General features: G+C 59.4%; 11 protein-coding genes. 5 read left to right on the forward strand and 6 right to left on the reverse strand.

The window, feature by feature from the left end; translation table 11 throughout:
• The first annotated feature begins 711 nt into the window (after positions 1-711).
• Positions 712-1,980: a group II intron reverse transcriptase/maturase gene (ltrA, locus tag NK8_RS33135; protein ID WP_213233988.1), complete on the forward strand. Its 1,269-nt coding sequence runs from the start codon at positions 712-714 to the stop codon at positions 1,978-1,980.
• Positions 1,981-2,647: 667 nt separating this feature from the next.
• On the opposite strand, the gene NK8_RS33140 is transcribed toward ltrA, so the two are convergent.
• The 6 genes from NK8_RS33140 to NK8_RS33165 form a co-directional block, all read right to left on the reverse strand.
• On the reverse strand, positions 2,648-3,163 hold the full coding sequence (locus tag NK8_RS33140; protein ID WP_301549920.1) for a methyltransferase domain-containing protein: 516 nt from the start codon (positions 3,161-3,163) through the stop codon (positions 2,648-2,650).
• 200 nt (positions 3,164-3,363) lie between these two features.
• Positions 3,364-3,603, reverse strand: a complete 240-nt coding sequence (locus NK8_RS33145) for a hypothetical protein (protein WP_213233695.1) — start codon at positions 3,601-3,603, stop codon at positions 3,364-3,366.
• 71 nt (positions 3,604-3,674) lie between these two features.
• Positions 3,675-4,886: a multiple monosaccharide ABC transporter permease gene (gene mmsB / locus NK8_RS33150; protein ID WP_225936590.1), complete on the reverse strand. Its 1,212-nt coding sequence runs from the start codon at positions 4,884-4,886 to the stop codon at positions 3,675-3,677.
• Between the two features lies 1 nt (position 4,887).
• Positions 4,888-6,417 (reverse strand): multiple monosaccharide ABC transporter ATP-binding protein, encoded by a 1,530-nt coding sequence (mmsA, locus tag NK8_RS33155; protein WP_213233696.1) that lies wholly within the window; start codon positions 6,415-6,417, stop codon positions 4,888-4,890.
• Between the two features lie 119 nt (positions 6,418-6,536).
• Positions 6,537-7,601: a multiple monosaccharide ABC transporter substrate-binding protein gene (gene chvE / locus NK8_RS33160; protein ID WP_213233697.1), complete on the reverse strand. Its 1,065-nt coding sequence runs from the start codon at positions 7,599-7,601 to the stop codon at positions 6,537-6,539.
• A gap of 64 nt (positions 7,602-7,665) precedes the next feature.
• Entirely contained in the window at positions 7,666-9,162 is a 1,497-nt protein-coding gene (locus NK8_RS33165; RefSeq protein WP_225936591.1) for an aldehyde dehydrogenase family protein, read from the reverse strand.
• A gap of 15 nt (positions 9,163-9,177) precedes the next feature.
• Here NK8_RS33165 and NK8_RS33170 point away from each other — a divergent pair, with 15 nt between their 5' ends.
• The 4 genes from NK8_RS33170 to NK8_RS33185 all read left to right on the forward strand — a co-directional run bounded on the left by NK8_RS33170 (position 9,178) and on the right by NK8_RS33185 (position 13,953).
• Entirely contained in the window at positions 9,178-10,152 is a 975-nt protein-coding gene (locus NK8_RS33170; RefSeq protein WP_213233698.1) for a LysR family transcriptional regulator, read from the forward strand.
• 123 nt (positions 10,153-10,275) lie between these two features.
• A complete protein-coding gene (locus tag NK8_RS33175; RefSeq protein ID WP_213233699.1) occupies positions 10,276-12,009 on the forward strand; it encodes an IlvD/Edd family dehydratase in 1,734 nt (577 codons plus the stop codon).
• Positions 12,010-12,064: 55 nt separating this feature from the next.
• The gene (locus NK8_RS33180; RefSeq protein ID WP_213233700.1) at positions 12,065-12,991 is read left to right on the forward strand and encodes a dihydrodipicolinate synthase family protein; all 927 of its coding nucleotides are present in this window, start codon (positions 12,065-12,067) and stop codon (positions 12,989-12,991) included.
• A 32-nt stretch (positions 12,992-13,023) separates the two neighbouring features.
• Positions 13,024-13,953, forward strand: coding sequence for a Gfo/Idh/MocA family protein (locus NK8_RS33185; RefSeq protein ID WP_213233701.1), 930 nt, complete (start codon positions 13,024-13,026; stop codon positions 13,951-13,953).
• The last annotated feature ends 448 nt before the right edge of the window (positions 13,954-14,401 follow it).

Here is a 14,401-nt window from a genome sequence, read left to right on the forward strand (position 1 = left end):
CCGACGCGTGATCACCAGATAGCGCGGCGCGCCGCTCTGGTGATCGTCGACTGGCAATGCCTGGCGAATCTGACCGATTGCGTTGACGATCGCCTTCGCGGATCAAGGCGTGATGTGACTGTTCCACTCAGATAGCTGCCGTTGAGATGACCGCCCCGTCAATGGCCGTAATGGGTGTGCGCCGTGAAAAGGTGACGCTTTCCAGCGGGTGCAAGCCCCGCCCGGCAACCGCTCCAGCCGGAAGCAACCGGAGCAGCTATGGAGGCAACGAAGTGGCTGAAGCCTTCGGTGATGCGTGTCACGAATTGGTGGCAGCGCGAGTGTGCAGGCCGTAACGCGAGTGAACGCCGAGCAAACCTCGAAAAGGTCCATGCGCAGGCCGACCCGACAACCCTATCGGGGAAGGTTGATACGGCTGGGTGAATGAGCAGGCTGGACGCCCAGTCGCTGCGCCGGGGTAATGGCGACCGCATGTACACAAGGAAAGCGTACGCACCACGGGAAGTCCCTTGGCGTGGTCAGGGATGACCAACCGGACGCCCGCGAGGGACAGGCCGGGCGCCTTGGGATGACGGAGAGGCCCGTATTACCGGTGAAGCCGGTGTAATGCTGGTGGAGGGAAGGGGCCTCAGTTCAAGACAGACGCAATACGTAGTGAGGACGTGGAGATTGGGCAACCTATTAACTCCGATTCGTGTTCAGAAGCTGCAGATGGCGTTACACGCGAAAGCGAAGGCAGAAGCCGGGTACCACTTCTACGCGCTGTACGACAAGATCTATCGCGAGGATGTGCTGGCGCATGCGTACGCTCAGTGTCGCTGGAACAGGGGCGCGCCGGGTGTCGATCGGCAGGATTTCGCAGAGGTCGAAGCGTACGGGGTGCAGAAGTGGCTCGGTGAACTGGCGCTTGCGCTCAGGCAGAAGACTTACCGGCCGGACCCTATCAGAAGAGTGTTTATCCCGAAGGCGAATGGCAAGCTGAGTCCGCTGGGCATCTCGACCCTGCGGGATCGGGTGTGCATGACAGCAGCGATGCTGGTGCTCGAACCGATCTTCGAAGCGGACCTTCCGCCGGAGCAATACGCTTACCGTCCGGGCCGCAACGCCCAGCAGGCGGTGATCGAGGTGGAGGAACGGCTGCATCGAGGGCAAGCGGACGTCGTTGACGCGGACTTGGCGGACTACTTCGGAAGCATTCCACACGCCGAATTGATGCTGTCGCTTACACGACGCATCGTTGATCGGCGCGTACTGCATCTGATCCGGATGTGGCTGGAATGCCCCGTGGAAGAAACCGATATCCGAGGCCGGAAGAAGCGGACGACGGAGGCCAAAGATAGCCGGCGAGGTATCCCACAGGGCTCCCCCGTCTCACCACTGCTGGCGAATGTGTACATGCGTCGGTTTGTGCTGGCATGGAAGCAGCTCGGACTTCAGCGCAGCCTTGGCAGTCGAGTTGTGACCTACGCGGACGATCTCGTGATCCTGTGCAAACGAGGCAAGGCTGAAGAGGCGTTGCTGAAACTGCGCGAGATCATGGGCAAACTGAAGCTGACCGTCAATGAGGAGAAGACACGCATTTGCCAGGTGCCGGAAGGAAAATTCGATTTCCTGGGTTACACGTTTGGACGGCTGTACTCTGCGGTGACTGGGCAGGCCCGTATGGGCATGCGTCCGTCAAAGAAGAGTATCCGTCGCATGGTCGAAAAGATTCATGCGCTGACCGTCCTCAAGACGGTATGGCAAGAGACCACGGAGCTGGTGGGCAAGTTGAACCGCACGTTGCGCGGCTGGGCGAACTACTTCAAGGTAGGAACGGACAGACCCGCATATCGGGCGCTCGACAACTACACCGCTGCGCGGTTGCGTCGGTGGTTACGCAACAAGTACAAAGCCAGGCGAAGCAGGCGCGGGGGCTATCCACGCCCGCACCTTTATAAGCACTTCGGTCTTGTGCGCCTGACGGGGCCTTGGGTGTAACGTGCCGTGTACGAAGGCGTGATGTCTTGTCCGAGAGCCGGATGCGGGAGATCTGCATGTCCGGTTCGATGAGCGGGGTGTGGAAACGGGGCTACGGCGACGTTAATTGGGCACCGCCAACCGAAAGGGGCGGCAACAGACAAACCGAACCTACCGCTACCGCGCCACAACTCGACTCTACCGGGTTGTGTCAGACCGCTCTGCAAATTCTTCGCCAGAAAGCGGCCACCGGAATTCCGCTCCCGGAAGCAGCCAGTCGGCATTGCGTACTCCCGACCCTCAGGAGACAGTCGCGGAAAGCCAAAGCGGACAACCGTTGATTAGCCGACATCTGATCCACTTATGCCACAATTGCCGCCAAATCTAGAGCTGACGACAAAGGGCTGGAGCGCCGCCAAGGCAAAGTATCCGGTGAAACCATGCCGGAACGCGGCCCAACGGTTACGCCTCATGCCCACGCGTCTTTTGGTCGCTTGAACAACTCTTTGTGCTGAGAGTAGATAACGGCAAGTCGAGACCCATAGTCACCTTCCAAGTATCCTTTCGTTCCCGCTGGCTTGCGGGCCGGCCGGCACTCTACTTGTCGTCTTTGGACGAGTTTTATCCGTACACGCTGCTTCATGACATCTGCGATGTAGTGGGGAATCGGCCGGTCGATTGTGCGCGATCACGGCCCCGTGTCGAATAACCGTTCTTGGCCAGTAGGCGCCGCCACACAGGCTTTCACCTCCCAAAAGCAAGGCGCGTCCAAGTCACTCCCTTGTTCCTGTTTCCTTGCTGGGCCGAGCTGCTGCATACGTTTGAGCAGAAGCTTGAGACGAAGGCTTTCGGCAAGTTCGATCGTCTCCGCCGCGGAAACGTCAAACATGCGTCGCCCCTCCGGAAACGGCCCATGGCGCAACGACAAAATGACGACGCCACCATCAATCAGGCGGTCATAGATTGTGCCCATGCCTCGGCGACGTTCGACTTCGTCGAGGTGCATCCATACCGTGGTAATCATGACGACGTCGAACGTGTTCGGCCTTTCGCGGACGAGGCAGAGATCGGGCAGGCTGTCGTCGAGCCAGACAACGCTGGAACCGGGATACAAGTTCCTACCAGCTGCCCTAAGCTCGTCGACGGGCTCAACCGCCAACACCGCGTGCCCCATAGCTGCCAATGCGGCAGCGTCGCGCCCCATGCCGGCTCCAACATCGAGGATGCGTGACGGTGCGTCGGGGATCAGGTGCAAAACTGGTCATACATCGAGCGCCGTTCGCAAGCGCTCTGGGGTGTCGAGCTATTATCGTTTGATGCAAAAGATTCATCGTGGCGAAGAACCGCCACGGAATAGTCTTTGATCGATCGTCACCTGAGACGATCGATCCGGGTTGCTCGCAATTAAGCCTCTTGCAAATCGAGCGACGACTCGGGCTGCGTGAACAGCCGGGTCATTCGAAGGATGTTCGGCGAGCAAAAGTCATCCACGCTTGGCGTGCGATGCCCCTTGGTCGATGCGACTTCTACCGCGATTTGCAACGCACAGGACCGCTCCCTGAGCAGCACGCCTAACGCATCGTCCAGCAACCTGCGATCCGCGACACTCAGACTGTCTAGCATTCCGCTGTAAGTCGATGACACTCCCGCTCCCATCGTTTCTCGTGCCAAAGGACGCACTGACAGTTGCAATCGAGTCGCAAGCGCGGAGTTCGTCAGCCGATCTTGTTCTTGTTATAGACATCGATGAAGACAGCCGCCAACAGAACCAATCCCTTGATCACCTGTTGATAATCGATACCGATACCCATGATCGACATGCCATTGTTCATCACGCCCATGATGAACGCGCCGATCACCGCACCCATCACTTTTCCCACGCCTCCCGATGCAGACGCTCCGCCAATAAAGCATGCGGCAATGACATCCAGCTCGAAACCCGTACCGGCTTTCGGTGTCGCGCTGTTGAGACGGGCGGCGAAGATGAGACCGGCGAGCGCCGCCAGGACACCCATATTGACGAATGCATAGAACGTGATGCGCTCCGTGTTGACGCCAGAGAGCTTCGCCGCCTTCACGTTGCCGCCTACCGCATAGATGCGCCGACCGATGGTCGTACGGTTCATCACGAAGGTGTATGCACCGATGAGCAGCCCCATGATGATGAGCACCGTGGGCATGCCTCGATAGGACGCCAGCAGATAACTGAAATAAACGATGAACGCGGTAAGCACCACGTTCTTGACGATGAACATGCCGAACGAGCCGCTGTCGACCCCATGTTTCGCCGCCTTGCTCCGTTGACGGGACTCGATATAGAAGAATGCGAGACCAACGAGAAGGCCAAGCAGAAGCGAAGTGACCCGAAGGTTCTGGCCATTGAAAAAATCCGGGATGAAGCCGGAGCTGACAATGGCGAACACGTCGGGGAAGGGTCCGATCGACTGGCCTTGCAGCAGGGTGATCGTGAGGCCGCGGAAGACGAGCATGCCCGCGAGTGTCACGATGAACGACGGCATCCGCCAGAACGCGACGAAATAGCCTTGTGCCGCGCCGATCAATGCGCCCGCGGCCACGCAGACGAGCGTTCCGAGGACGGGATTGACGTCCCATTGGACCATCAGCAACGCCGCGAGCGCGCCGATGAATCCAGATGTCGATCCAACCGAAAGATCGATCTGGCCGGCTACGATCACCATCAACATGCCGAGCGCCATGATGACGATATAGCTATTCTGAAGCACCAGGTTCGTCAGGTTCAGCGGCTGCATCAAGGTGCCGTTCGTGGACACCTGGAAGAATCCCATGATGAGGATCAGCGAAACGACGAGGCCATATTCGCGCAGTCCGCGCTTGATCGATTGGGCGTATTCGGTATTTCGGCCCTTCGTCTCAGGGGGCACGGAAGTTGGAAGAATCTCGCGCATTTCAGTTGGCTCCGTTTTTCATGATGGCACGCATGATTTTTTCCTGGCTCGCTTCGGCGCCTGGCATTTCGCCGACGATGCAGCCCTCGTTCATGACGTAAATTCGGTCGCACATACCCAGCAACTCGGGCATCTCGGAAGAAATCATGACGACGCATTTGCCGTCACTGGCCGCCTGATTGATGATCGTATAGATTTCGTACTTCGCGCCCACGTCGATGCCGCGTGTCGGTTCGTCCAGGATGAGCACTTCGGGTGCCGAATACAGCCACTTGCTCAACACGACCTTTTGTTGATTGCCGCCGGAGAGATTGCCCACTTTCTGACGGATATCGTGGCATCGGATGCGCAGCTTTTTCTTGTAGTCCAGCGCAATCGCGTTTTCCTTATGCTCGTCGACGATCGAAAAGCGGGAAATCGCCTTGAGATTGGCAAGCGAGATGTTCTGCTTGATGTTGTCGTCCAGAAGCAGACCTGCGCCCTTGCGGTCCTCGGTCACGTACGCAAGTCCGTGCCTGATTGCTTTCGGCACCGTGGAGACGTCGACTTCCTTTCCGTTCAGCCTGACGGAGCCTGAAATACTCTTGCCGTAAGAGCGGCCGAACACGCTCATGGCGAGTTCCGTGCGTCCGGAGCCCATCAGTCCGGCTATGCCGACCACTTCGCCGCGCTTCGCATGGAAGTTCACACCCTTGATGACGATACGGTCTGTCTGACTTGGATGACGCACTCTCCAGTCGTTGACCTCGAACATCGTCTCGCCGATCTGCGGCGTTCTCGGCGGATAGCGATCGTTCATCTCGCGTCCAACCATCGCCTTGATGATGCGGTCTTCGCTGATTGTTTGCGTTTTGCAGTCGAGTTCGTCGACGGTCGAGCCATCGCGAATGACGGTAATGGCGTCGGCCACCCGCGAGATCTCATTTAGCTTGTGCGAAATGATGATGGCGGTCACGCCCCGTTCGCGCAGCTCCATCAGGAGAGTAAGCAGCGTGTCGCTATCCTTTTCGTTGAGACTCGCGGTCGGCTCGTCGAGAATCAGGAGCTTGACTTCCTTGGACAACGCTTTGGCAATCTCGACCAGTTGCTGTTTGCCGATGCCGAGCGTGACGACCGGCGTATCGGGCGAATCGCTGAGGCCGACTTTCGCGAGCAGTTGTCTGGTCCTCGCGAAGGATGACTCCCAGTCGATCACGCCGCGCTTTGCCTGTTCATTGCCGAGGAAAATGTTCTCGGTGATGGAGAGCATCGGAACCAGCGCCAGTTCCTGATGAATGATGATGATGCCCGCGCGTTCGCTATCGTGGATGCCGGCGAATTTGCGTTCCTCTCCGCGATAGACGACTTTTCCCTCATAAGTCCCATGCGGATAAACCCCGCTCAGGATCTTCATGAGTGTCGATTTGCCGGCGCCGTTTTCTCCGCAAATCGCGTGAATCTGGCCTTCGCGGACCGATAGATTCACGTTGTTCAGAGCTTTGACGCCGCCAAAGCTCTTCTGAATTCCGCGCATTTCCAGAATCGTATCCATGACCTTCTAACCAGTGGCGTTGGACGCCGGCAGGCGCATCCGGACGGATGCCCTGCCGGCAAATCATTCGAAGCCCGTTCGTATCGCGCAAGCCTGTGCGATGACGACGCAACCGGGTCTTACTTCAGTTGGGCTTCCTTGTAATAGCCACTCGCGACGAGGGTCGTCTTCCAGTTGCCGCTATCGACCAGAACGGGTTTGAGCAGGTAGGTGGGAACGACCTTCACGCCATTGTTGTAGGTCTTCGTGTCATTCACCGGGACGGTCTTCTTGTTGAGCACCGCGTCAGCCATTTCGACGGTGGCTTTTGCCAGTTCGCGCGTATCCTTGAAAACGGTGGTCTTCTGATCGCCGCGAATGATCGCTTTCACGCTCGGGATTTCGGCATCCTGTCCCGTGATGACGGGCATGGGTTGCTGTGCCGTACCATAGCCGACCCCCTTGAGCGACGAAATGATGCCGACGCTGATGCCGTCATACGGCGACAGCACGGCGTCCACGTGCGCATTGCCGTAATACGCGGAGAGGAGGTTGTCCATGCGGGCCTGAGCCGTTGCGCCGTCCCAGCGGAACGTGGCGACCTTGTCGAATGCGAGCTGTTTGCTGCGCACGACGAGCTTGCCGTTGTCCATGTACGGCTTGATGACCGACAGCATGCCGTCATAGACGACGTGCGCATTGTTATCGTCAGCCGAACCGGCGAAGATTTCGGCGTTCGCAGGCGTCTTCCGGTTATTCAGGTCGAGCGACTTGACCACCGAGTCGGCCATCATCGCGCCGACGCCGAAGTTGTCGAACGTCGCATAGTAGTCGACGTCCTTGGTGCCGCGAATCAGGCGGTCGTACGAGATCACCTTGATGCCGCGCGCCTGGGCCTTGCTCAGCGTGTTCGAGAGGGTGGTGCCGTCGATCGGCGCGACGACGAGAATCTTCACGCCCTTGGTGATGAGGTTTTCGATCTGGGCAATCTGGTTCGGGACTTCGTCCTCCGCATACTGGAGATCCGCCTGATAACCCTTGGCCTTGAAAGCATCGACCATGCTTTGACCGTCGGAAATCCAGCGAGAAGACGATTTGGTGGGCATCGAGATGCCTACGACGCCCTTGTCCTCGGCGCTGGCATAGGGTGCAGTGGCAAAAAGAGCCAGCGCGAGGGTAGCGGTGATTGCTTTTAGCGATTTCATGTTGTCTCCTGGTGTCTCACGTTTTAATTGATGCATGACTGCTTAGGAGCCCGCTTCTGCTGCATCAACAGAGGCGTGCCGATTGGCGAAGCGTAGTTGACCTGAGACGGCATTCAGCGCCTGACCCGATTGCCACCGTGGTCGGCCGATTGACCGTTACCCTGTTGCTATGACTGTGGCGACGGAAATGCCGCGCATGTTTGAGCGACGTCGTGCAGAGCCCGGTGCATGGCGCGGGAAGACCCGATGCCGTTTGATTCGCGAGATCCAGAGCGTGGGCGTAGTCATCGGCGGCCAGGACAACCGCGACCGGTCCGAAGATATCGTCCCGAGCGATTTGCATCTCAGGGCAACCGAGAAGCAACGCTGGCTCCATGAAATACCCTCGCGTCTCGCGCTCGATTGCGCGACCGCCATGAATCAGCGTCGCGCCTTCCTTTATCGCCATCGCGGATGCATTGAGATTGCGCTGCAACTGGCTGTCGTTGGACACGGGACCGATATCGGTTCCCTTTCTCAACGCATGATCGATGCGAAGCGCGGAAAGCCGGGCGAGCAGTGCATCGGTGAACGCATGTCGAATACCCCGTTCGACGATCAGCTTTGACGCCGCCGCATGACGCTGCCCGTTCAGGCCGTACGCACTCTGGATGGTCGCATCGACGGCCGTGCTCAGGTTTGCATCGTTCAACACGATCAGCGCACTATGTCCTCCCGTGTCCAGATGGACCTTCATCAGACGCGCGGCGCTGGCTCGCAATACGCTCGTCCCGGTCGTTACCGATCCGCTGAAACTCACCGCTCGAACCATCTCATTGGCCACCAGACGCGCCCCGGCAACGCGCCCGCTGCCCAGTACGAGGTTGAAAACCCCGGCTGGCAGGCCAGAACGGTCGATGATGTCCGCCAGCGCCCACGCACAACCCGAGACAACCTCGGCTGGCTTGAACACCACGCAATTGCCCGCGCTGAGTGCAGCGGCGATCTTTGCGGCGGGGATCGCCAGTGGAAAACTCCACGGCGTGATGACGGCAACGACGCCCAGCGGTTCGCCCGGCTGATGCGCGGCTTCTTCAGCGAAAACTTGAAAGACCTGACCGGCGTGAACGACTTCATCGATTGCTTCGGGCAAGGTCTTGCCCTGTTCGCGCGCTAGCAGACAACCCAGTTCCGCGCGACGCGCATGCAGTTCGCTGCCGATCGCATCGAGCGCGCGCGCACGGCGGGCGGCGCTGGCCCGCGACCAAACGCGCCAGGCAGCGCTCGCCGAGTCGACCGCAGCGTCCACCATCCGGGCGTCGGCGCGCGCGTATTCGCCAACGGGCTCATCCAGATCCGACGGGTTGACGGAAACACCCGTGGTCGCGCTGGTTGTCCAGCCGCCGTTCACATAGTGCTTCAGTACCGGAGGAAGATGAGATTCGCGTTTCATGTCGAGGCGCGTTTTCGAGTCATGGATAGATCGACGGTCGGATTCTAAGGAAGCCCCCGATTCCTTTCCAATCACTTTTTTGCCAGCATCGATACCAAAGCGGGTATGTCGAGCAAGTTGGAAAAACAAAACCGGAGTGCAACGTTGGGACAGGGATATTCGAACTGGTTTGTGCGCGCGCGCCTCAAGACGCGCCAGTTGTTGTTGCTTGCCGCGATGGAAGAGGAGGGCAACGTGCGACGCGCGGCCGATGTGCTCGGCATGACGCAGCCCGCCGCATCGCGACTGTTGAAGGAACTCGAGGATGTGCTGGAGGTGCGGCTCTTCGATCGCACGCCGCACGGCATGCACGCGACGCTATACGGCGAAGTGATGATCCGCCACGCGCGCATGGTTCTGTCGAATCTCAACAAGGCCCAGGAGGAGATCGCCGCGCTGCGCGTCGGGCTCGTGGGGCAGGTGCATATCGGCGTGATCGCGGCCGCGGCGGCGAGGATGGTGCCGCTCGCCATTGGTCGCGTGAAGGAACAGTACCCTCTGTTGCAGATCTGGTTGCAGGTGGAGACATCGGATGTGATGCTGCCGCTCGTGGCGCAGGGTCAGCTCGACATCATGATCGGCCGCGTGCACGAACAACATGGGCAATTGAAAGATTCGGTGCAGTACGCGCCGATCGCCGATGAGCCGCTTTGCGTGGTCGTGCGGCCGGGACATCCGCTGGAAGACACCGCGGAGCTTACCATGCGCGACATCGTGAATGCGGAGTGGGTTTTGCATCCGCCCGGCAGTGTGCTGCGTCATCGCATCGATATGGCTTTCGCCGAGCTTGGGCTGAATCCGCCGCAAAACGTCGTGAACACCAATAACTTTCTTGCGATCTCGAGCTTGCTGCTGCAAAGCGACATGCTCGCCGTCGTGCCGGATGAAGTCGCCCGGCAGTATGAGCACTTCGGAACCTTGAGGCGTCTCGCGATCGATTTGTCTTGCGGGATGGACGCCTTCGGGATCATCACGCGACAAGATCATGCGCTGTCGCCGGCGGCGTCCGTCGTGTTGCATGCGTTGCGCGATGCTGCCGCCGAAGTCTATGGCGTTCCGGCGGGAGCATTGAGCGAGTGACGAGATGCGCGTTTTCCCGTATATCGATCCTGGTATCGGGATCGCCGAATAAGTGATTGGACCAATATGTCTGGGCGCGGCTAATCTTCTCCGCGAATCTTGCCTTCATCCTCGAGAACATCCATGTCTGACAAAAAACGCACGCTCCGTTCCTCTCAATGGTTCGGCACCAACGACAAGAATGGCTTCATGTATCGAAGCTGGATGAAGAATCAGGGCATTCCCGATCACGAATTCGACGGCCGGCCGATCATCGGCATTTGCAATACATGGTCCGAACTGACGCCGTGCAATGCGCACTTCCGCAAGATCGCCGAGCACGTGAAGCGAGGCGTCTACGAAGCGGGCGGCTTTCCCGTCGAGTTTCCGGTGTTCTCCAATGGCGAATCGAATCTGCGTCCGACGGCGATGCTTACGCGCAATCTCGCCGCGATGGACGTCGAAGAAGCCATTCGCGGCAATCCCATCGACGCGGTCGTGCTGCTCACCGGCTGCGACAAGACCACGCCTGCGCTGCTGATGGGCGCGGCAAGCTGCGACGTGCCCGCGATCGTCGTCACGGGTGGCCCGATGCTGAACGGCAAGCTCGACGGCAAGAACATCGGCTCGGGCACGGCGGTGTGGCAACTGCATGAATCGCTGAAGGCGGGCGAGATCGATCTGCATCAGTTTCTGTCGGCGGAAGCGGGCATGTCGCGTTCCGCTGGCACCTGCAACACGATGGGCACCGCATCAACAATGGCGTGCATGGCCGAAGCGCTCGGCACGTCGCTACCGCACAACGCCGCGATTCCCGCCGTCGATTCCCGCCGTTACGTGCTCGCGCATATGTCGGGCATTCGCATCGTCGAAATGGCGCTCGAGGGCTTGACGCTCTCGAAGATACTCACACGCGAGGCATTCGAGAACGCGATCCGCACGAACGCCGCGATCGGTGGATCGACCAATGCGGTGATTCATTTAAAGGCGATCGCGGGACGCATCGGCGTGCCATTGGAACTGGAAGACTGGACGCGCATCGGGCGCGATACGCCGACCATCGTCGATCTGATGCCCTCGGGCCGTTTCCTGATGGAAGAGTTCTATTACGCGGGCGGTTTGCCGGCCGTGCTGCGCCGTCTTGGAGAAGGGAATCTCCTCCCGCATCCCGATGCGCTCACCGTCAACGGCAAGACGCTGTGGGAGAACGTGAAGACCGCGCCGAACACGAATGACGAAGTGATTCGCACGCTCGACAATCCTTTGATCGACGATGGCGGCATCCGCGTGCTGCGCGGCAATCTCTCGCCGCGCGGCGCGGTGCTGAAACCTTCGGCGGCGAGCCCGGAACTGCTGAAACATCGCGGGCGCGCAGTCGTGTTCGAGAACCTGGAGCATTACAAGGAGCGCATCGTCGATGAATCGCTCGAAGTGACCAAGGACTCTGTGCTCGTGCTGAAGAATTGCGGCCCGAAGGGTTATCCGGGCATGGCGGAAGTGGGCAACATGGGCTTGCCGCCGAAGCTGCTGCGTCAGGGCGTGAAGGACATGGTGCGCATCTCCGACGCACGCATGAGCGGCACCGCGTATGGCACGGTGCTCCTGCACGTCGCGCCCGAAGCGGCGGCGGGCGGGCCGCTTGCCGCCGTGCGCGACGGCGACTGGATCGAACTCGATTGCGACGCGGGCACGCTGCATCTCGACATCAGCGACGAAGAACTCGCGCGCCGCATGAGCGACCATCAGCCACCGCATGTGCATGGCTATGGGGGGTACGCGCGGCTCTACGTCGATCATGTCTTGCAGGCCGACGAAGGGTGCGATCTCGACTTCCTAGTAGGTTGCCGCGGTGCGGCGGTGCCGCGCCATTCGCATTAGCGCACTTACGTTCTTCGAATTAACAATCGAACCAGACCTTGTCGGATAACACGCAATGACTACTCAACGCACGCCGCGCTATCGCGGTGTTTTTCCAGTGGTGCCGACCACTTTCACTGAATCTGGCGCGCTCGATCTCGACAGCCAGAAGCGGGCTGTCGATTTCATGATCGACGCAGGCTCGGACGGCTTGTGCATTCTCGCGAATTTTTCAGAGCAGTTCGCTCTCGCGGATGAGGAGCGTGAACTCCTGACACGTACGATTCTGGAGCACGTCAAGGGCGCTGTACCCGTCATCGTGACGACGAGCCATTACAGCACCGACGTTTGCATCGAACGCAGCCGCAAGGCCCAGTCGATGGGCGCATCGATGGTGATGGTGATGCCGCCGTACCACGGCGCGACGTTCCGCGTTCCGGAAACGCAGATATTCGAGTTCTACGCGCGTCTGTCGGATGCCGTGACGATTCCCGTCATAATTCAGGACGCGCCCGCGAGCGGGACCGCACTCTCCGCGACGTTCCTGGCGCGCATGGCGCGGGAAATCGAACAGGTTTCGTACTTCAAGATCGAGACGCCCGGTGCGGCCGCGAAGCTTCGCGAGCTGATCCGGCTCGGCGGCGAGGCGATCGAAGGTCCGTGGGATGGCGAAGAAGCGATCACGCTCTTTGCGGATCTGAATGCCGGGGCAACAGGTTCGATGACCGGTGGTGGATTCCCGGATGGTATTCGCCCGATCCTCACGGCGTACCATAAAGGCAAGCGCGATGAAGCATTCGCGCATTATCAGCGCTGGCTGCCGCTGATAAACCACGAGAACCGACAGGCAGGGCTGCTCACGGCAAAGGCGCTGATGAAGGAAGGCGGGATCATCGCGTGCGAAAGTCCGCGTCACCCGCTGCCGGCGATGCATCCGGAAACGCGGGCGGAACTCATCGACATTGCCCGACGGCTCGATCCGCTCGTGCTGCGCTGGGCCTGACAGCAGACATCATCTCTCCGAGACAATCAGACATGACCTCAGTGTTTTCTCTTGCCGTCATAGGCATTGGCAAGATCGCGCGCGATCAACATTTGCCGGCCATCGCCGATAGTTCCGGCTTCAGGCTTGTCGCGTGTGCAAGCCAGCACGCGGAGGTACAAGATGTACGCAATTATCGCGACATCGATTCTTTGCTGAACGCCGAACCTGAAGTCGATGCCGTCTCCCTTTGTACTCCGCCGCAGGGACGATATGCGCTGGCACGCAGAGCACTCGAAGCGGGCAAGCACGTCATGCTGGAAAAGCCGCCGGGCGCAAACCTGGGCGAGGTAAATGCCTTGCATGAGATCGCACGCGCCAATGGCTTGACTCTGTTCGCGACCTGGCACTCGCGCTACGCCAGCGCCGTTGCGCCGGCTCGTGCCTGGCTCAGCGGCCGGCAGGTTCAGGCGGTTAGAACACGCTGGAAAGAGGACGTGCGACGCTGGCATCCGGGACAACAATGGATCTGGGAACCGGGGGGGTTGGGCGTTTTCGATCCGGGCATCAATGCTTTGTCGATCGTCACTGAAATATTGCCTGGCGAAGTGCTATTGCGCGGGGCACAACTTGTCGTGCCGCGTAATGCGCATACCCCGATCGCTGCCGAGCTCGACTGCATTGATACGAATGGAGCACCTGTGACTGCGGAATTCGACTGGCGTCACGGTCCCGTCGAACAATGGGACATCGACGTGGAAACGGATGCAGGACTGCTATCCATTCGCGAAGGGGGAAAGCGTCTGGTTATCTCCGGCGAACCGGTGTCTCTTCAACCAGAGCGGGAGTACCGCGCACTGTACGAGCGTTTTCACGCGCTTATTAGCGAGCACTCGCATGATGTCGACGTGCGGCCCCTGCGTCTGGTCGCTGACGCATTCCTGCTTGGTCGACGTGTGGAAACGGAAGCCTTTGTGCCTTGAAGGGATGGCGTTGCGCCGTCGGAAGCACTGTCGTAAGACGACGATCCGCCGATCGTCGTTCTCATCCATCTTGATGGTCTCGGGGACTCGCGCGCATCAGCGCGCCGGTCTGACTTGTCGGTTCAGATCCACTCCGTTCCTCTTTCGCACAACGTTGAACGTATTCATCGTTTGGGGGCGAGCGACCGTGTCGCGAAAATCAATTATCTTCTTTGCTGAAAACGTTCCCGAACGTTCGGACCGTGGCATGTTCTCGCGAGCGATGCTCGGCGAACTTCCATCGCGGGCCAGATATTAATTATCGAACCGCTTTGAAAAAGAGCAGAGTCTTGACCATGTCCGATGCCATCACGACGGTTAATTATTGCAGTCATGCAATCGAGCAGCTTAAAGACACGGCCAAAGCGGTCCGTGCACGAGGACTCACCGGCACGGCCCCGCGTGATCG

This window comes from Caballeronia sp. NK8 (assembly GCF_018408855.1).
In the GTDB taxonomy this organism is placed as follows: Bacteria; Pseudomonadota; Gammaproteobacteria; order Burkholderiales; family Burkholderiaceae; genus Caballeronia.